The sequence below is a fragment of the Croceibacterium atlanticum genome, from assembly GCF_001008165.2.
GTDB lineage: Bacteria > Pseudomonadota > Alphaproteobacteria > Sphingomonadales > Sphingomonadaceae > Croceibacterium_C > Croceibacterium_C atlanticum.
Genome location: NZ_CP011452.2, coordinates 2,115,776 through 2,135,176, shown reverse-complemented (window position 1 = coordinate 2,135,176; position 19,401 = coordinate 2,115,776). Strand labels below are relative to the sequence as shown.

Sequence of the window (19,401 nt, the reverse complement as noted above, 5' to 3'; positions counted from 1 at the left end):
GCGGAGCCGCGCCCGGCTGTCAGACCGGGTGCAGCACGCCGCGATATTCGAAATCTTCCAGCGCGCGGCCAGCGCCGCGGGCCACGCAGTGGAGCGGATCTTCCGCCAGCATCACTGGCAGGCCGGTTGCTTCGGTCAGGACCGTGTCCAGCCCGTGCAACATGCAGCCGCCACCCGTCATCACGATGCCGCCTTCAATGATATCGGCGGCGATTTCCGGTGGTGTAGCTTCCAGCGTGTTGCGCACGGCGGCCACGACCTGGCCGACCGTTTCCGCCAGGGCTTCGGCAATCTCGTCCTCGCCGATCTGTTTTTCCGTGGGCACGCCGCGCACCACGTCGCGCCCGCGAATACGGGTCTGGCGCGGGGTCCGGCCATCCGCCACGGTGGCGGTGCCGATTTCCAGCTTGATCCGTTCGGCAGTCGCTTCGCCGATCACCAGATTATGCGTGCGACGGACATAGGCGGCAATCGCTTCGTCCATGTGATCGCCGCCAGTGCGGATGGAGAGGGTGACGGCCATCCCGCCAACCGACATGACGCCCACTTCGGTGGAGCCGCCGCCAATATCCACGACCATGGACCCGACCGGACGGGTGACGGGCAGATCCGCGCCGATCGCGGCGGCCATCGGTTCGTCGATCAGCCAGACCTTGCGCGCGCCCGCATTGCTGGCGGCATCGCGGATCGCCCGCCGTTCCACCACGGTCGAACCTGACGGCACGCACAGCACGATTTCCGGGCTGCCGCGCAACCGCACGCCGGCATTGGCCTTCGCCTTGGCGATGAAATGCTTGATCATCTCTTCGGCGATTTCGAGATCGGCGATCACGCCGTTGCGCAGCGGCCTGATGGTTTCGACATTGTCGGGCGTCTTGCCCAGCATCAGTTTCGCATCGTCGCCCACGGCGCGCACGCTCTTGATCGCGCCGATTGTCTCAAGCGTGACGACTGACGGTTCGGCCAGCACGATGCCATGGCCCTTGAGGAACACCACCGTATTGGCGGTGCCCAGATCGATTGCCAGATCCGCCGCCCGAAACGGGAAAAAACCCATGAATGACATTGATTTGATTTGTCCTACCCCGCAGCCCTCTTCGGCTGCGGCCGATCGGGGTTGTTTCCTGTCTGGTACGTGAACGGGCGGAACTATCGACCCGCCAAGCGACAAAGGGTGGCGAATGAGGGATCGCCCGTTCCGCAAACCTGCCGGGGCAGGCGGTGGCTGGCCGTTCAGGCGGCCTTTTCGGAATCCTCCACCGCATTGCCGGCAGCTTCCAGCAGCGCTTCTTCCACCTTCTGCCGCCGTTCCTTCTTGTGCAGCTTGTGGCCGAACAGGTCGGTCACATAGAAAGTGTCCACCGCGCGTTCGCCATATTGGGTAATATGCGCGGAATTGATGATCAGCTGCGCTTCGAACAGGGCCCGCGCCAGCCGGTTCAGCAGGGCAGGGCGGTCCGTGGCGTTCACTTCGATGACGGTGAACCGTTCCGATGCGTCATTATCGAAGAACACTTGCGGCCGGACGCGGAAATTGTCGGCCCGCGGCCGGGCAAGCGGCCGTTTGGCCAGCTGCGGCACCAGTTCGATCTTGCCGGCCAGTGCATCCTTGATGGCCGATTGCAGCCGCTCGATCTGGCTTTCTTCGCGGAAGGGCTGGCCCAGCGGGTTCTGCACCAGGAAATTGTCCACCGCCTTGCCCACCCGCGTCGTATGAATACGGGCGTCGATGATATTTCCGCCCGCCAGGTGGATGGCCCCGGCAATGCGGAAGAACAGGCCCGGATGGTCATCCCCGATCACGGTCACCAGCGTTGCGCCGCGCGCCGGATAATATTCGGCGTAGATGGACAATTTGTCCTCCACTGCCTTGGCCGCGGCATAATGCACCTGGTTGCGGGCGATGATGTCTTCCGGTTCGGCAATCCAGTATGCATCGTCGAAGCGGTCTTCCAGATCGGTAATGATGGAAGCCTTGTCGCCCAGCAGTTCGGCCACGCGTTCCTTCTTCGCGGCGACGCGTTGCGCCCGGCGATGGGTCGCCTTGCCCAGCCGCATCCGCTCTTCCGCCAGTTCGTAGAGTTCGCCCAGCAATTGCCGCTTCCAGCTGTTCCAGATGCCGGGGCCGACCGCCCTTATGTCCACGATGGTCAGCAATGAAAGCAGCCGCAACCGTTCCAGCGTCTGCACTTCGGCCACGAAATCGTCGATCGTCTTCGGATCGGACAGGTCGCGCTTGAAGGCCGTGGCGCTCATCAGCAGGTGATACCGCACCAGCCAGCTGACCAGTTCCGTCTCATCCTCGTTCAGGCCCAGCCGAGGGCACAGCTTCATCGCGACTTCGGCGCCAAGAACCGAATGATCGCCGCCGCGCCCCTTGGCGATATCGTGCAGCAGGGTGGCGACATAGAGCACGCGGCGATGGGCGATCTTCTGGATCACCTGCGTCGCCATCGGGTGATCCTGCGTCAGTTCTCCGCGTTCGATCTGTGCCAGCAGGCCGACCGCGCGGATCGTATGTTCGTCCACCGTGTAATGGTGATACATGTCGAACTGCATCTGCGCGTTGACCTTGCCGAAATCCGGCATGAAGCGGCCGAACACGCCCGCCTCGTTCAGCCAGCGCAGCACGGTTTCCGGATCCTTCCGGCCGCATAGCAGGTCCAGGAACAGCGCATTGGCGCGCGGATCCCTGCGCACGGGCCCCTTGATAAGTTCGGCATCGCGCCGGGCCATGCGCATTGTTTCAGGGTGGATTTCCAGGCCATGCTGTTCGGCCAGGGTGAAGATTTCGATCAGGCGTATCGGATCGTTCTGGAACCAGTCATCCTCGGGCGCGCTGATCCGCCCGTCTGCCACTTCATAGCCTTTCAGCCTGGTCACGTTCCTGGCGCGGCGGGAGAACAGGCCCCGCTTGCGCTTGCGCTCCGCCATTTCCTCTTCAAGGTGGGACAGGAATACGCCGGTCAGATTGCCGACATTCCTTGCCTGCAGGAAATAGAACTGCATGAAGCGTTCGACCGCGTTCTTGCCTGGCCGGTCGGCGAAATTCATGCGCCGCGCCACTTCCCGTTGCAGGTCGAAGGTCAGCCGGTCCTCGCCGCGTCCGGTGATGGTATGCAGGTGGCAACGCACGGCCAGCAGGAAATTTTCCGCCCGGCGGAAGGTGCGGTATTCCTTCTGCGTGAACAGGCCGACATCGACCAGTTCGGCCGCGCTGGTCACGCGGTGATTATATTTGCCGATCCAGTACAGCGTCTGCAGGTCGCGCAGCCCGCCCTTGCCGTCCTTCACATTGGGTTCGACGACATAGCGGCTGTCACCCATGCGCTTGTGCCGGTTGTTCCGTTCTTCCAGCTTTTCGGCCACGAATTGCGCTTCTGATCCGGGGACCACTTCGCTCCAGAAACGGCGGCTGGCGTCCTTGTAGAGATCCTGATCGCCCCAGAGATAGCGGCCTTCCAGCAGGGCGGTGCGAATGGTCAGATCGCCCCTGGCCATGCGCACCATTTCATCCAGCGATCGGCTGGAATGGCCCACATGCAGGCCCAGATCCCACAGGAAATAAAGCAGCGCCTCGATCACCTGTTCGCACCAGGCGGGCGTCTTGATCGGGGTGATGAAGGCAATATCCACATCGGAATGCGGCGCCATTTCGCCGCGGCCATAGCCGCCGACCGCAATCAGGGCGAGCTTTTCACCGGTGCTGGGATTGGCATTGGGATAGACATCGTGGACCACGTGATCGTGCAGCACGCGGATCAGCTGGTCGATCAGGAAGCAATAGCCATGCGTCGCTTCGTGCCCGGCGGATGGCTTTTCGGCCAGGCGCCGGCCCAGTTCTTCCCGCCCGGCTTGCAAGGCGCCCCGCAGCAGTTCCAGCACTTGCGGGCGTGCCTTCTGCGCGTCCTTTCCGGAAACGGCTTCCGCCACGGCCGCGGCAAGCTTGCGCCGGTCTATTACCGCGCGCTGGTTTGAAATTCTCGGTGTGTTCACGCTCTCCCACATAAAGGCTGAACCGCGTCATGCAATCGCGCACGGGGTTTGCCTTGCGGGCGAATGATGGCAATGCGGCGCAGACCGGAGGGACGCGATTCATATGCCAGACCTGTTGAGCGCTGCGGCGAGCCAGCCGATTTACTGGGCCGATCTGGGGTTGCGCCCGGGGATAGAACTCGGCTTCTTCACGCTGCGCTTCTATTCGCTGGCCTATCTGGCCGGCATCCTGCTGGGATACTGGCACCTGTCCCGAATGGTGAAGGCGCCCGGCAGCCCGATGGCGCAACGCCATGCGGACGACCTGTTCTTCTACTGCACATTGGGCATCATCCTGGGCGGGCGGCTGGGCTATGCCGCTTTCTACCAGCCGGAACTGTTCACCGGCTGGACGGACAGCGAAACCGTCAGCTGGGACTTGCTGCGCCTGTGGGATGGCGGGATGAGCTTTCACGGCGGGCTGATCGGCACGACCCTGGCAATCGCCTTCGTATCGTGGCGCGGGCAGATATCCTTCATGCGCGTGTGCGATTATATTTCCGTCAATGTCGGTTTCGGCATGTTGTTCGGGCGGCTGGCCAATTTCATCAATGGGGAATTGTGGGGGCGCGTGGCCGGTCCGGACGTGCCCTGGGCAATGGTCTTTCCCGGTGCGGGCGATGTGGCCCGCCACCCCAGCCAGCTTTACGAAGCGCTGCTGGAAGGCGCGCTGGTGATTGCGGTGATGCTGCCGCTGTTCTGGATGACCCGCGCCCGTTATCGCCCGGGCATATTGGTCGGCACTTTCGTCTGCGTGATCTCCGCCGGGCGCTTTACGGTCGAATTCTTCCGCGAACCGGATGCCCAACTGGCTGATTTCGCGATGCGGACCGGCCTGAATATGGGCCAGTGGCTGACCATTCCGCTGATCTTGTGCGGGCTGGCGCTGGTTTTCTGGGCATTGCGCAGGCCGGAACTGGCCAGCGGCCGCGCTGCCGCGGGGCCGGCGTCCACCGGGGCATGAGCGAAAACCGTTCGCTGGCGGATAGATTCCGGCGGCTGATCCGGGCCACCGGGCCGATCAGCCTGCTGCATTATATGGGCGAATCCAATGCCCGCTATTACGCGTCGAAGGACCCCTTCGGCGAAGCGGGCGATTTCATCACCGCCCCGGAAATCAGCCAGATGTTCGGGGAATTGGTGGGGCTGTGGCTGGCCGATATCTGGCTGCGGGCGCAGCAGCCCCTGCCCGTGCATTATGTGGAACTCGGCCCCGGCCGCGGCACGCTGGCGCGCGATGCGCTGCGGGCGATGGCGCAGTTCGGCCTGCGGCCCCAGGTGCATTTCGTGGAAGGATCGGCAGAGCTGAAGGCGATCCAGCTTTCCGCCGTGCCCGAAGCGCGGCTGCATTCCGATCTTTCAACCGTGCCCACGGATGGGCCGGTCCTGCTGGTCGCCAATGAATTTCTCGATGCCCTGCCGGTGCGGCAATTGGTGCGCACGCCCCATGGCTGGCGCGAACGCATGGTCGGGCTGGATGGCGATGATTTCACCTTCATGGCAGGACGGCAACCGATGGAAGCCGCCGTGCCCGAAGCGCGGCGGGACGCGGAAGCGGGCACCATACTCGAAACCTGCCCCGGCGCGGCCTCCGTCGTTTTCGAAGTGGCCGGGCGGCTGGCGCAGCAGGGCGGCGCGGCCCTGTTCATCGATTACGGTTATGATCAGCCGCGCTTCGGTTCCACCCTGCAGGCGGTGAAGGCGCATGAAAAAATCGATCCCTTCGCTGCACCGGGGGAAGCGGATCTGACGGCATTGGTCGATTTCGCGATCTTGAAGGACGTGGCGCTGTCGCGCGATGCCAGATGGCTCGGCACGGCGGAACAGGGCGCATGGCTGCGCGCCCTGGGTATCGAACAACGGGCGGAGGCGCTGGCCCGGCACCGGCCCGATCAGCGCGAAACGCTGATGCGGGCGAAGGAAAGGCTGGTCGATGCGGATCAGATGGGGGCGCTGTTCAAGGTGATGGGCCTTGCCGGGCCGGACTGGCCGGATGGGACCGGGCTCGCCGGCTGATCCCCCGCTTTCAGTCCGATATGCTCGCCGCGAGCTGTTTTGCCGCCTGTTGAGGCGTGCGCTTGTGTGCTTCCCGATCGACCGAATAATTCGCCTCCCGCATGGCTTCCACCGGGATGGCGCCGATCAGCGGGCGCAGCGCGCGGACGAAGCGTTCATCATCCTTGCGGTCCGGCGCGATCAGCAACAGCGCGTCATAAGCGGGCAGGGCGCGCCGGGGATCATATAGCACGGTCAGCCGGTCCGCCGCGATGCGCCCATCGGAAGAAAAGGCCGCAATCGCATCCACGGCGCCGCTTTGCAGGGCGTCATACATGAATGTGGCGGTGAAGCTGCGAGTGGTGGCGCCCTGCAGGCCATAGGTATCGCGCACGGCGGGCCATTCGGGCCGTTCGAAGAATTCCACATCCCCGCCAATGGTCAGGGTGGAAGCGATCGGCGTCAGGTCATCCAGAGAGGCGATCCCCGCTTCCCGCGCATCGTCGCCGCGCATGGCGAAGGCATAGGCGTTTTCGAAGCCAAGGGAGCCGAGCAGCAATGTGCCGCTGCTATCCTGTTCCCAGCGGGCGATCTCGTGGATCATTTCCTCACGCGGGGGGGTGTCTTCCCGCTTCATCTCATTGGCCCAGATCGTTCCGGAATAATCGACATAGACATCGATCGCCCCGCTGGTCAGCGCGCCGTGGATCACTGCCGAACCAAGGCCCTGGCGATAGCGGACATCATAGCCCGCCTGTTCCAGCCTGTTCCCGATCAGCCGGGCGAGGATGAATTGTTCGGAGAAATTCTTGGCCCCGACCACCACGGTTTCGCGCGACTGGCCCTGTTGGACAAGGGCAGCGGCCAGCACGCCGGCCAGGGCCAGGCCGATTCCCGCCCATGTCAGGCCGCGCCGCCTGCTGGCGAAGCCCCGTTCCATCAGGCCCAGCAGCCCGTCCGCCGCCAGCGCCAGCCCGGCAGAGGCAATGCAGCCCGCCAGCACCAGCACCCAGTTCTGCGTCTGCAATCCGGCGAAGATCGGATCGCCCAGGCTCGGCTGGCCAACAGTCGTGGCCAGTGTGGCCGCGCCGATCACCCAGACGGCGGCAGTGCGGATCCCGGCCATGATATAGGGCGCGGTGATCGGCGCTTCGACAAGGCGCAGTTTCTGCCACCCGGTCATGCCGGAAGCGTCCGCCGCTTCGATTACGCCCGCATCCATATTGACGCGCGCCGTCACTGCATTGCGCAGGATGGGCAGCACGGCATACAGCGCCAGTGCCAGCAGGGCCGGCAGGAAACCCAGTGTCGGCAGCCCTTCCCCGAACACGGCGCGCATCGCCAGCAGGACCGGGAAGAAAAGTGCCAGCAGGGCCAGCGCCGGGATCGTCTGGATCAGCGCGGCAAAACCCAGCGCAATGCGCGCGACCAGGGGGGACCGGCTGGCCCAGACGGCCACCGGCAGGGCGATGACAATGCCCAGCGCCAGCGCCGCCGCGCTCAGCAGGACATGTTCCGCCAGCGGCCGGCCCAGGCCCAGCAGCGTGTTCAGCAGGTCGTTCACGATGGATTGGTCACAAGCGCGCCCAGCGCCTCGGCCTGGCCGCGCGGAACGGCCACCAGTGCCTGCGCCACCTCCCCGCCTTCCCCCGTCAGCAATTGCCGGGGCGTGCAATCGGCCACGATGCGCCCTTCATCCATCACCAGCACCCGGTCTGCCAGCAGCAGGGCCTCTGCCATGTCATGCGTAACCATGATCGTGGTCAGGCCCAGTTCTTCGTGCAAATCCCGCACCCGTCTGCCCAGCGCATCGCGCGTGACCGGGTCCAGCGCGCCGAAGGGTTCGTCCATCAGCAGGAGATGCGGATCGGCGGCGAGTGCGCGGGCCACGCCCACACGCTGTCTTTGCCCGCCGGACAATGCATCGGGCATGCGGGTGGCCAGATTCTGTTCCAGATCGACCAGTCGCAGCAATTGCGCGATCCGGGCTGGCCGTGCCCGTTCGCCGCGAATGCGCGGGGATATGCCGATATTTTCCGCCACGCTCATATGCGGGAACAGGCCGATCCCCTGAAAGACATAGCCGATCCTCCGCCGCAATTCGGCCGGGCGGACGCTCGCCACATCCGATCCTTCCAGCAGGATCTGCCCGGAATCCGGCTCCGTCAGGCGGTTGACCGTCTTCAGAAGGGTGGATTTGCCGGATCCGGATGCGCCGACCAGCGCCACGAAACTGCGCGCTGCCACATCCAGCGACACGCCATCCACCGCGCGGGTTGAGCCATAGCTCTTGCGCACCTGCTCGAAGCGCAGGAAGGGGCCGCCAGCATCCATGCGGGCGAGGTTAGGGGGCCACGGCGCCCTTGGAAAGTGCCAGTTCCACAACCAGCCCCTGCGGTTCGAAACTGCGTTTCCAGGAACCGCCCAGCTGGCCGGTCACGCTCATTTCCACAAGCCGCGAACCGAAGCCTTCTCCGCTGGGTTCGCCCTGCGGGGGCGGGCCGCCCTTTTCTTCCCAGCGCAGCAGCAATTTGTCGTCCTGGCTTTCAATCGAAAGGTCGACATGGCCATCATCGGTGGAAAGCGCGCCATATTTGGCGGAATTGGTGGCCAGTTCGTGGAACACCAGCGCCAGCGGCGTGGCAGAGCGGGCGGCCACGGGCGAATCGTCCCCCTTCACCCGCACGCGTTGCCCGTCGGCCGATTTGTAGGGGCCGAACAGATCGCCCAGCATTCCATGAAGGCTGTCGCGCCGATCGCCGCCGGCGGGGCGTACATAATCATGCGCGCGGCCAAGGGCGCGGATGGTGGAAGACAATTCCTCCCCGAATTCGCGATGTTCGGGGCGCTTGCGCGAAAGCAAGGTGATCAGCCCGGAAATGACGGCGAAGATATTCTTGATCCGGTGCGACAATTCGCGGGCCAGCAATTCGCGCGATTCCGACAATTTATGCGCATCGTCGATGTCGGTCATCGTGCCGAACCAGCGCTGCGGCCTGCCATCTTCGCCGGGGACGGGTTCGGCGCGAACCAGCATCCAGCGCCATTCGCCATCGGCGCGGCGCAGGCGATATTCCTTTTCGAAAGAGGAACCCTTGGCCACGGCTTCCAGCCACAGCGCATGGGATTCCGCGAAATCGTCCGGGTGGATCACATCGCGCCGTTCCTCGCGTGAACGATCCGCCGCGATTCCGGTAAATTCGTGCCAGCGGCGGTTGAAATAATCGACCTTGCCATCGCTGTTCGCCGACCATGCGATATCGGGCAGGGAATCGGCAAGGGCGCGCAATTGCCGTTCGTTCTTCTTCGCCTCCCGGCGGCTTTCCAGCAGGGCGCGGCGGGCGCGCAGGCGGCGCATCACTGCCTGCCCCAGCACGGCCAGCCCTTCACGCTGGAAATCGTTGAGCCCTTCGGGGCGCGGAACAGTGTCGATCACGCATAGCGCGCCCAGCGGGGCACCTTCCTGCGAAATCAGCGGCTGCCCGGCATAGAACCGGATATGCGGCTCCCCGGTGACCAGGGCGTTGCCGGCAAAGCGATCATCCGCTGTTGCATCGCGCACTTCCATCACTTCGCCGAATTGCATGGCATGGGCGCAGAAAGATGCATTGCGGGGCGTGGTGCGCGATTCCAGCCCGTCCCGCGCGAGGAAATGCTGCGATTCGCTATCCACCAGGCTGACCAGCGCGATCGGCGTGGCGCATAATTTGCCTGCCAGATTGGCGAGGGCCGTCAGCTCCGGATCGTCCACCAGATCGTCGAGATTGTAGGAACGCAGAATGCGCATACGCGCTTCCTCGCCTGAAAAGTCAGGCGCAGGCGGCAATCCTGCGGGCCACATCATGTTAGGTTGGGTACTCAAAGCGATCCTTCTTGCTGAATACGTAGCTTATCGCGGCACACTTCCAAGTGAATTTTATCCTCGGAAATGGCACCTTGTTTCTGATGTAACCAGTTTGCGGTGAGGCCCGCGCTTGCTATGCGCAATGGCGGAAGAGGAAAGAAACCATGAAAGCGACACCCGAATTCGATTTCGGCCTTGGCGAAGAAGCGGAAATGATCCGCGAAAGCGTGGCCCGTTTTGCTGACGAGCAGATTGCACCGCTGGCCGAAAAGGTGGATCGGGAAGAATATTTCCCGCAGGATCTGTGGCCGCAAATGGGTGAACTGGGCCTGCATGGCATCACCGTGGCGGAAGCGGATGGCGGGCTTGGCCTCGGTTATGCCGAACATGTCATCGCGATCGAGGAAGTCAGCCGCGCCAGCGCCTCGGTCGGCCTGTCCTATGGCGCGCATTCCAATCTCTGCATCAACCAGATTGCCCGCTGGGGCAGCGCGGACCAGAAGGCGAAGCACCTGCCCGGCCTGATTTCAGGAGAGCATGTCGGCGCTTTGGCGATGAGCGAGCCGGGCGCCGGTTCGGATGTCGTATCGATGAAACTGCGCGCTGACCGGGTCGATGGCGGGTGGAAGCTGAACGGCACGAAATTCTGGATCACCAATGGCCACCAGGCGCAAGTGCTGGTGGTCTATGCCAAGACCGATCCATCGGCCGAGTCGAAAGGCATCACCGCTTTCCTCGTTGAAAAGGGTTTCGACGGCTTCAAGCCCGCGCAGAAGATCGGGAAAATGGGAATGCGCGGATCGCCCACCAGCGAATTGGTGTTCGATGATTGCTTCGTCCCCGATGCCAATGTGCTGGGCGAAGTCGGCCAGGGCGTGAAAGTGCTGATGAGCGGGCTGGATTATGAACGTGCCGTGCTGGCCGGGGTCCAATTGGGCATCATGCAGGCATGTCTGGATTGCGTGATCCCCTATCTGCGCGAGCGGGAACAGTTCGGGAAGCCGATCGGATCCTTCCAGCTGATGCAGGCCAAGGTGGCGGATATGTATGTCGCGCTGCAATCGGCGCGCGCTTATACTTATGCCGTCGCCCGCGCCTGCACGGCGGGGCAGACAACCCGGTTCGATGCTGCCGGCGTGATCCTGTTGTCGAGCGAAAATGCCTTCCGCGTCGCGGGGGAGGCGGTGCAGGCGCTGGGCGGTGCGGGCTACACCACGGACTGGCCGGTGGAACGCTATCTGCGCGATGCCAAGCTGCTGGATATCGGCGCGGGCACTAACGAGATCCGGCGAATGCTGATCGGCCGGGAACTGCTCGGCGCCTGAGGCCGTGCGGGGAAACCCGGACGCCGCTTGCGCTTCGCAGGGACGACAATTAGCGACAGAATAGTTCTTGCAGCCAATGATCGGCTGTTGCAGCCGGGCGCTTGAAAACCGGACCCAAGGGAGAGGGAGACATCATGAAGATCACCGCATTTGCCGGTGCCGCGCTGCTGGCGCTGGCCGCCACCCCGCTTGCCGCGCAGAATATCACCGCACCCGAAGCGGCAGTGCCCGCAGGCATCAAGGTGGAACGGCCGATGGTTCCCGGACCTTCGCTCGAAGGCAATCTGGAAGGGAACGCCACGACGCGGGAAGCCATGGTGGTGCTGCCGCCGTCCTATGGGGAAGACCCGGACCGCCGCTATCCCGTGGTCTATTACCTCCACGGCTTCGCCATTGACGGGCACAATTTCTACAACTTCATGAATGTGCCCACCGCCGTGGCGGACAATGCTGCTGCGGGGCGCGAATTCATCGTCGTCGTGCCCGATACGCTGACGAAGATGGGCGGATCGATGTATTCCAATTCCGTCACGGTCGGCAATTTCCGCGACTGGGTGGCGACGGACCTGGTCGATTATATCGATGCCAATTATCGCACCATCGCCACGCGCGAAGGGCGCGGCCTGGCCGGTCATTCCATGGGCGGATACGGAACCTGGGTGATCGCCATGACTCATCCGGAAAAGTTCGACAGCATCTGGGCGCAGAGCGCCTGCTGCGTATCGCCGCGCAGCGAAACGGTGGAATCGGCCAAGGCCATGGCCGCCGTTCCCTATGAGAATGTGGACAATGCCGGCTTCGGTATGCGCGCCGGCCTGGCATCGGCCACCGCCTGGGCGCCAAACCCGAACAACCCGCCCTACTATGTCGATTTCCCGATCACGGAAGAAGGCGAGGTGGACCAGCTGGTGATCGCCAAATGGGCCAATAACTCGCCGCTGGCCATGGTTGCCAGCCATCTTTCCGCGCTCAAGAGCTTCGATGCCATCGGGTCCGATGTCGGCACGGCGGATGGCCTGATCGCCGACGATACGATGATCCATGAAGAGCTGGAGAAGTTCGGCGTGGACCATATTTTCGAAACTTATGAAGGCGATCACGTCAACAAGATCGGCCCGCGCTTCAATTCCGTGGTGCTGCCCTTCTTCGCCGAACATCTCGATATGGGGGAGTAATCCCCAACGGCTTGGCCTTGCGTTCACGCGCGGCTAGTCTCTTCCGAAACGAGTTTTTGGAGAGGCTAGCCGCGTGAGCGCACCCGTATTGACCAGCAAGATCGACCTCGACAGTCCGGAGGCAAGGGCACGGGCCGAACATAATCGCGGCCTGGCGGCGGAACTGCGCGACAAAATTGCCCGGGCCGCATTGGGCGGATCGGAACGGAGCCGGGAACGGCATGTGTCGCGCGGCAAGCTGCTCCCGCGCGAACGGGTGGAAAGGCTGCTCGATCCGGGTTCGCCCTTTCTCGAAATCGGGCAACTGGCCGCCAATGGCCTCTATTCCGACGAAGTGCCCGGTGCAGGCCTGATCGCGGGTGTGGGCCGCGTGTCCGGCCGGCAATGCATGGTGCTGGCCAATGATGCCACGGTGAAGGGCGGCACCTATTACCCGATGACGGTGAAGAAGCACCTGCGCGCGCAGGAGATCGCGCAGGAAAACCGCCTGCCCTGCCTCTATCTGGTCGATAGCGGCGGCGCCAACTTGCCGCATCAGGCCGAAGTCTTCCCCGACAGGGATCATTTCGGGCGCATCTTCTACAACCAGGCCAATATGTCCGCGCTGCAGATCCCGCAGATTGCCTGCGTCATGGGCAGTTGCACGGCGGGCGGCGCCTATGTCCCGGCGATGAGCGATGAAAGCGTGATCGTGCGCGAACAGGGGACGATCTTCCTTGCCGGGCCGCCTCTGGTAAAAGCCGCCACGGGGGAGGAGATCAGCGCCGAGGATCTTGGCGGGGGCGATCTGCATGCGAAGAAATCCGGCGTGGTCGATCACCTGGCAGAGAATGACGAACATGCGCTGACCATTCTGCGCGATATCGTCAGCCATCTCGGCACAGGCGAAGGGGCGATTACGGAACAGCGCGAACCGCGCCCGCCGAAATTCGCGGCCGAGGATATCTATTCGCTGATCCCGCAGGATGTGCGCGCACCCTATGACGTGCATGAAGTGATCGCGCGGATCGTGGATGGCAGCGAATTCCATGAATTCAAGGCGCATTACGGCAGCACGCTGGTCTGCGGATTTGCCCATGTCTGGGGTATGCCGGTGGCGATCCTGGCCAATAATGGCGTGCTGTTTTCCGAAAGCGCGGTGAAGGGCGCCCATTTCATCGAACTGGCCTGCCAACGGGGCATCCCGCTGTTGTTCCTGCAGAATATCTCCGGCTTCATGGTCGGCGGGAAATATGAGGCGGAAGGCATCGCCAAGCACGGGGCCAAGCTCGTTACCGCGGTGGCGACGGCACAGGTGCCCAAGATCACCGTGGTGATCGGCGGCAGTTTTGGCGCGGGCAATTACGGCATGTGCGGCCGCGCCTATTCCCCGCGCTTCCTGTTCACCTGGCCGAATGCGCGCATCAGCGTGATGGGCGGTGAACAGGCCGCCAGCGTGCTGGCAACGGTCAACCGCGATGCGGATAAATGGTCGCGGGAAGAGGAAGAGGCATTCAAGGCGCCGATCCGCCAGAAATATGAAAGCGAAGGCAATCCCTATTACGCCACGGCGCGGCTGTGGGATGACGGGGTGATCGACCCGGTGCAGACACGCGATGTGCTGGGCCTTTCGCTCGCCGCCTGTCTGGAGGCGCCGATTCCCGCATCTCCGCGTTTTGGCGTATTCCGGATGTAATTTATCCCGAAGCTAGGCTCGGCTCGCAAGAATTTCGGCAGCATGGCCCAAATATTTCCGCGCAATTTTCATTGCGGCGATGCGCAAGGTGAAGTCTTGGAGAGGGTGGTATCTTACCCTCCGGCCGGAGCCTCCGCAGGATTCTTGCCGGTGGCGGGTGCGGGACCAAATTTGCCCTGCCACAAGCGGCTGCTCTGCTCGCTTCATGGATTGTGCGATGCGCCAGAACCCTATTGTGCGATGCGCAATTCACGTCTTACACAGAGTGCCTCCGGGTCCAATAATCAAAAGGAGACACTGATGAGATTCCCCCTGGCCATCACGGCAGTTGCGCCGCTGGCCCTGCTGGCCGCCTGCGGTGAAAGCGCGCCCGAGCCGGCGCCGGAAGAAGTGGCCGCTGCGCCTGAAGAGCCGGCAATGCCCCCCGTCCCCGCCGATTCGCTTGAAACGTTGGATTATGCCGGCACTTACACGCTGACCCGGATCAACGGTTCCAAGGCCAGCCTCACCCTCGATGCCGAAGGTTCCAGCTACACCTATATCGCCGCCAATGGCAAAGAGACGGAAGGCAGCTTCACCAAGGTCGACGGCAACCGCATCATGGTCGAGGATTTCGATGGCGAGCCGGGCTATTTCGCAGTCGCCGAAGGGGCAATCTATTACCTTCCCGACGCCGAAACCAGCGTGGATGAGATCATGTATTCCAACATGTACAGCCTCGCGGAAGACGATGGCGCCATCGAAGCCGCCGATGCCTCTTCCGAAATGGCGGCTGACAAGCCCGCCTGAATTTTACCGGATCCGGAATGAAAAGCGGGCGGATCCGTCCGCCCGCTTTTCCGCGTCACACAGCCTTCCGGCCCCTCGCCACTGCTGGTCGGAAGCTGCGGCACGGTTCGCCGCATTTCAGAACCAAATGGGAAACGCTACTGCAACGCCCCGTTCCTGCTGAGGTAAACAGGAGGAGACTGAGATGCGTAGCCTGATCGCCCTGACTGTCACCGCCCCGATGGCGTTGCTTGCGGCTTGCGGCGAAGCCACGCCCGCGGATGAGGTGGAACCGGCCCCGATGGAAACAGCAGCGCTGGAGGCAGCGAAGCCTGAACCGATGGCGTCACCCCCGGCCGATGCACTGGATAGCGTCGATTATTCTGGCACTTATACCAAGCCGAGTGAAAACGGATCGATCGAACGGCTGACGCTGAACGCTGAAGACGACAGCTATGAATATACGGCTGGCGACGGCAGGACCAGCAGTGGCACCTATACGCGCATGGACGATAATCGCCGGATCATGATCGAGGATTTCGGCGGCCGTGCCGGCTATTTCACCGTGGCCGATGGCGCTGTCTATCGCCTGCCGGAAGCGGATAGTTCGCCGGATGAAATCACCGTCACCGGCATGTATCGCCGCGAAGGGCAGGGCGTGCAGTCGGTGGCGCCGGATGCTTCGACCAATAGCGTGCCGGACAAGCGCGACTGATGGTTGAGAACAGAAACGGGCGGCAATGGCTGCCCGTTTCGTTCATGCTGAAGCGTTCCCGGCGAAAGCGCCGGTGCGGCCCTGCTAGATATCGAGATTGGCGACGTTCAGCGCGTTGTCTTGGATGAATTCGCGGCGCGGTTCCACCACATCGCCCATCAGTCGGGTGAAGATCTCGTCGGTCACGTCCGCATCTTCGACCTTCACCTGCAGCATGGAGCGATTGTCCGGATCCAGCGTGGTTTCCCACAATTGTTCCGCATTCATTTCGCCCAGGCCCTTGTAACGCTGGACCGAAAGGCCCTTGCGCCCGGCGGCGTGCACGGCTTCCAGCAGCTTGCTGGGCAGGGTGATGTCACCCCCTGCCGCTGCGGGGGCCGCGTCCTCGCCATCTTCATCGGCGTTGGCCTGCGCTTCGGGTTCCGCATCGGCGCTGCCGCGCGTCAGGCGGGACGGCGCATCATAGACATCCGCCTGTTCCTGCGCCCGGCTATGCAGCTTGCGCGCTTCGGCGCTGCCGACAAAGCCCGGTTCGATCAGATAGGCATCGGTCACGCCGCGCCATGTGCGGTTGAAGCGGATCGTGCCGTCGGCCGTCAGTTCGGCCGACCAGTCTGCATCCGGATCGCCCAGTTGCAATTGCGCGGCGGCGCGGTTCAGCGCTGCCTGCCGTTCGTCGGCGGACAGGTCAGGCGCGAGCGCCCCCCTCAGCGCCATCGCTTCGATCGCGGGCGAGTAATATTTGCGCGGGACGAAGCCCATCAGGCTTTTCATGCGCAGCGCATGTTCGACCAGTGCGCGCAATTCTTCCCCGCCACGCGCGCCGCCTTGCGTTTCCAGAACGCGGCCTTGCAGCCCGGCATCGACCAGATAACGGTCCAGCGCGGGCTGATCCTTCAGATATACCTCGCTCCGGCCCTTCGCGACTTTGAACAGCGGCGGCTGGGCGATGTAGAGGTGCCCGGCCTTGATGATCTCCGGCATCTGGCGATGGAAGAAGGTCAGCAGCAGGGTGCGGATATGCGCGCCGTCGACGTCGGCGTCGGTCATGATCACGATCTTGTGATAACGCAGCTTTTCCAGGTTAAATTCGTCACGCAACCCCGTGCCCATCGCCTGGATCAGCGTGCCGACTTCCTTGGAACTGATGATCCGGTCGAACCGGGCACGTTCCACATTCAGGATCTTGCCGCGCAGGGGCAGGATCGCCTGATACTGGCTGTCGCGCCCGCTCTTGGCCGAACCGCCTGCGGAATCACCCTCCACCAGGAAGAGTTCGCACAGCGAAGGATCGCGTTCGCGGCAATCGCTGAGCTTGCCCGGCAGGCTGGCGATATCCATCGCGCCCTTGCGCCGGGTCAGCTCGCGCGCCTTGCGCGCCGCTTCGCGGGCGGCGGCGGCATCGATGACCTTCTGGATGATGGCTTTCGCATCGGCCGGATTTTCCTCCAGCCATTCGGTCATCTTTTCGCCCATCAGGCTTTCCAGCGGCTGACGGACTTCGGAACTGACCAGCTTGTCCTTCGTCTGGCTGCCGAATTTCGGATCGGGCAGCTTGACTGAAACGATCGCGGTCAGGCCTTCGCGCATATCTTCGCCGGAGAGGGAAACCTTTTCCTTCTTCAGCAGGCCGGACGCCGCGGCGTAATTGTTGAGCGTGCGGGTCAATGCCGCGCGGAAGGCGGCCAGATGGGTGCCTCCGTCACGCTGCGGGATGTTGTTGGTGAAACACAGCACGTTTTCGTAATAGGAATCGTTCCATTCCAGCGCCACGTCGATGCCGATGCCGTCCTTTTCCGCGGAGACGGAGATCGGATCGGCGATGAGGGCCTGCTTGTTCCGGTCCAGATACTTCACGAAGGCAGCGATCCCGCCTTCATAGAACAGATCGTGCTCCGCCATTTCTTCCTTGCGCCGGTCGCGCAGCTTGATGCGCACACCGGAATTGAGGAAGGCCAGTTCGCGATAGCGGTGTTCGAGCTTTTCGAAATCGAACTCGGTCACATTCTTGAACGTGTCGGTGGAGGGCAGGAAGGTTACGCGGGTGCCCTTCTTGAATCCGTTTTCATCCGGGTTCTGTTCAACCTTCGGGGCATCGCCCTTCACTTCCAGCGGGGCGACGGCATCGCCATGCTCGAAGCGCATCCAGTGTTCCTTGCCTTCCCGCCAGACGGTCAGTTCCAGCCATTCGGACAGGGCGTTGACGACGGACACGCCCACGCCGTGCAATCCGCCCGATACCTTGTAGGCATTGTCATCGCTGGTGTTTTCGAACTTTCCGCCGGCATGAAGCTGGGTCATGATGACTTCGGCGGCGGAAACGCCTTCGCCCTTGTGGATGTCCACCGGGATGCCGCGGCCATTATCTTCCACGCTTACCGAACCATCGGCATTCAGTTCGATCAGGACCAGGTCGCAATGGCCGGCCAGCGCTTCGTCGATCGCGTTGTCGGATACCTCGAACACCATGTGGTGGAGGCCGGAACCGTCGTCCGTATCGCCAATATACATGCCGGGCCGTTTGCGGACCGCATCGAGCCCTTTCAGGACCTTGATGCTTTCGGCGCCATAGCCGTTCTTGGGTGCGACGTTATCAGAGTTCTCTGCCATGGCGAGTATATAGGAATCCACTGCCCCTAAGGGAAGTTCGCCTGTTCGTCCTCCACAGGCTTTTGCCCTGTGCAGCTCTCCGCGCGGGGGCCGTTGCGCGAATCAATGCTGCAAACGGGAACGGCCGCCCCGTTGCGGAGCGGCCGTAAGCATCGCCTTGCAGGGCGATGGCCGGAGCGTAGCGACCCTGAAGCCCGCTCCCGCGTCGTCAGTTCGCGGCGACCAGCGCCCGGCGAGCATCGACTTCGGCGAAAGCCTTGGCGGTGCCATCGGCCTTGCAATCCGCGATGGAGCGGACTTCGGCCGGGAAGCGCACGGCTTCGGCACAGGCGCGCGAAACGGCTATTTCGATGCGATCCTTGATCGCTTCGACATCGGCCGGATTGGCGATATCCAGCTGCCCCAGGTCGATCCGGATCCGCAGGTCTTCGGCCGTGGCAGGTGCGGCGGCACCGGCCAGGAACGCGGCGGCGAGGGTGGCGGAAAGAAGACGGCGCATGGCATTATCCTTTCAAAGGAGTTGTCAGTCGCCCGTCTGCGGACATCCGGGCTTTCTGCTTTGGCTGAACGGATGGTGCAGCGCAGCAAGGATGAGCGCAAATGCTAAAACTGCGCGGGGTGTTGCGCTTTTTGCATCAGTATTTTCAATTGGATACCGCAGATGCGAAAACGGCCGCCCCGTAGGGCAGCCGTCTTGTTCGTTTCCGAATTTTTCGGCGGATTCAGATGGTCCAGTGCATCGGCAGCGGATACTTGCCGGCATGGGAAATGTAGGAATCCAGGATGGCTTTCATCAGACGCAGCATGGTGTGTCCTTTCAATTCTTGAATGTTGGTGAAGCAACGGCCGCACCCCGGAGGGGCGCGGCCGTCCGTAAAGCGTTAAAATCGATCAGAATGCGCTGGCCAGCTCCACACCCTCGAACGGGCGGGCGAAGGCGACCTGGTTCAGCGCGCCGGAACGCGCTTCGGCCTTGCATTCTTCCCAGGCCACATTGGCCTTCAGGTCACGGACGTCGGGACGCGGGCAAACCGTGTTGACGGCCGAATTGATGCGGGCGTTCAGCGTCTGCGTGTCTTCCGCGCTGGACAGGTCCAGATCGGCGACGGAGACGGCGACGGATGTTTCTTCAGCCGCGACCGGACCGGCAAAAGCACCGGCGGCTGTGATGGCGGCGAGGGCAGTGATGACGATCTTGCGCATGGCTGTTTCCTTCAACTGGTTCGACCGCCTTTCGTTGGTCATCCCCCGGTTGTGCT

General features: G+C 62.9%; 15 protein-coding genes. 7 read left to right on the top strand and 8 right to left on the bottom strand.

Features of this window, described 5'->3' with window-relative positions; all coding sequences use genetic code 11:
• Positions 1–19: 19 nt before the first annotated feature.
• Together WYH_RS10120 and WYH_RS10115 are read right to left on the bottom strand one after the other, a co-directional pair.
• Positions 20–1,066 carry a rod shape-determining protein gene (locus tag WYH_RS10120; RefSeq protein ID WP_046903736.1) on the bottom strand — a complete coding sequence of 349 codons (1,047 nt, stop codon included), beginning with the start codon at positions 1,064–1,066 and terminating at the stop codon, positions 20–22.
• Between the two features lie 167 nt (positions 1,067–1,233).
• Positions 1,234–3,996 carry a [protein-PII] uridylyltransferase gene (locus WYH_RS10115; RefSeq protein ID WP_156320122.1) on the bottom strand — a complete coding sequence of 921 codons (2,763 nt, stop codon included), beginning with the start codon at positions 3,994–3,996 and terminating at the stop codon, positions 1,234–1,236.
• A gap of 103 nt (positions 3,997–4,099) precedes the next feature.
• Here WYH_RS10115 and lgt point away from each other — a divergent pair, with 103 nt between their 5' ends.
• Together lgt and WYH_RS10105 are read left to right on the top strand one after the other, a co-directional pair.
• Positions 4,100–4,999, top strand: a complete 900-nt coding sequence (gene lgt / locus WYH_RS10110) for a prolipoprotein diacylglyceryl transferase (protein ID WP_169780756.1) — start codon at positions 4,100–4,102, stop codon at positions 4,997–4,999.
• Positions 4,996–6,051 (top strand): class I SAM-dependent methyltransferase, encoded by a 1,056-nt coding sequence (locus tag WYH_RS10105; RefSeq protein ID WP_046905048.1) that lies wholly within the window; start codon positions 4,996–4,998, stop codon positions 6,049–6,051. The genes lgt and WYH_RS10105 overlap by 4 nt, the downstream gene beginning before the upstream one ends.
• Before the next feature lie 10 nt (positions 6,052–6,061).
• On the opposite strand, the gene WYH_RS10100 is transcribed toward WYH_RS10105, so the two are convergent.
• The 3 genes from WYH_RS10100 to WYH_RS10090 are packed head-to-tail and all read right to left on the bottom strand — an operon-like array spanning position 6,062 to position 9,817.
• Positions 6,062–7,594 (bottom strand): ABC transporter permease/substrate-binding protein, encoded by a 1,533-nt coding sequence (locus tag WYH_RS10100; RefSeq protein ID WP_046903733.1) that lies wholly within the window; start codon positions 7,592–7,594, stop codon positions 6,062–6,064.
• Positions 7,591–8,364 carry an ATP-binding cassette domain-containing protein gene (locus tag WYH_RS10095; RefSeq protein WP_046903732.1) on the bottom strand — a complete coding sequence of 258 codons (774 nt, stop codon included), beginning with the start codon at positions 8,362–8,364 and terminating at the stop codon, positions 7,591–7,593. The genes WYH_RS10100 and WYH_RS10095 overlap by 4 nt, the downstream gene beginning before the upstream one ends.
• 10 nt (positions 8,365–8,374) lie before the next feature.
• The gene (locus WYH_RS10090) at positions 8,375–9,817 is read right to left on the bottom strand and encodes a sensor histidine kinase (RefSeq protein WP_235979354.1); all 1,443 of its coding nucleotides are present in this window, start codon (positions 9,815–9,817) and stop codon (positions 8,375–8,377) included.
• 221 nt (positions 9,818–10,038) lie between these two features.
• On the opposite strand from WYH_RS10090, the gene WYH_RS10085 reads away from it, so the two are divergent.
• From WYH_RS10085 to WYH_RS10065, 5 genes are all read left to right on the top strand, one after another.
• Positions 10,039–11,199 carry an acyl-CoA dehydrogenase family protein gene (locus WYH_RS10085; protein WP_046903731.1) on the top strand — a complete coding sequence of 387 codons (1,161 nt, stop codon included), beginning with the start codon at positions 10,039–10,041 and terminating at the stop codon, positions 11,197–11,199.
• 134 nt (positions 11,200–11,333) lie between these two features.
• The gene (locus tag WYH_RS10080; protein ID WP_046903730.1) at positions 11,334–12,374 is read left to right on the top strand and encodes an alpha/beta hydrolase; all 1,041 of its coding nucleotides are present in this window, start codon (positions 11,334–11,336) and stop codon (positions 12,372–12,374) included.
• Positions 12,375–12,447: 73 nt separating this feature from the next.
• Complete coding sequence (locus tag WYH_RS10075; RefSeq protein WP_046903729.1) at positions 12,448–14,049, top strand: carboxyl transferase domain-containing protein; 1,602 nt, start codon at positions 12,448–12,450, stop codon at positions 14,047–14,049.
• A gap of 300 nt (positions 14,050–14,349) precedes the next feature.
• Positions 14,350–14,838 (top strand): hypothetical protein, encoded by a 489-nt coding sequence (locus WYH_RS10070; protein WP_046903728.1) that lies wholly within the window; start codon positions 14,350–14,352, stop codon positions 14,836–14,838.
• Positions 14,839–15,022: 184 nt separating this feature from the next.
• On the top strand, positions 15,023–15,532 hold the full coding sequence (locus WYH_RS10065) for a hypothetical protein (RefSeq protein ID WP_046903727.1): 510 nt from the start codon (positions 15,023–15,025) through the stop codon (positions 15,530–15,532).
• Positions 15,533–15,616: 84 nt separating this feature from the next.
• Here the strand turns inward: WYH_RS10065 and gyrB are convergent, their stop codons facing one another.
• From gyrB to WYH_RS10050, 3 genes are all read right to left on the bottom strand, one after another.
• Positions 15,617–18,142, bottom strand: a complete 2,526-nt coding sequence (gene gyrB, locus WYH_RS10060; protein WP_046903726.1) for a DNA topoisomerase (ATP-hydrolyzing) subunit B — start codon at positions 18,140–18,142, stop codon at positions 15,617–15,619.
• Positions 18,143–18,350: 208 nt separating this feature from the next.
• Positions 18,351–18,641, bottom strand: a complete 291-nt coding sequence (locus tag WYH_RS10055; protein WP_046903725.1) for a UrcA family protein — start codon at positions 18,639–18,641, stop codon at positions 18,351–18,353.
• Between the two features lie 392 nt (positions 18,642–19,033).
• On the bottom strand, positions 19,034–19,387 hold the full coding sequence (locus tag WYH_RS10050) for a UrcA family protein (RefSeq protein ID WP_046903724.1): 354 nt from the start codon (positions 19,385–19,387) through the stop codon (positions 19,034–19,036).
• Between the last annotated feature and the right edge of the window lie 14 nt (positions 19,388–19,401).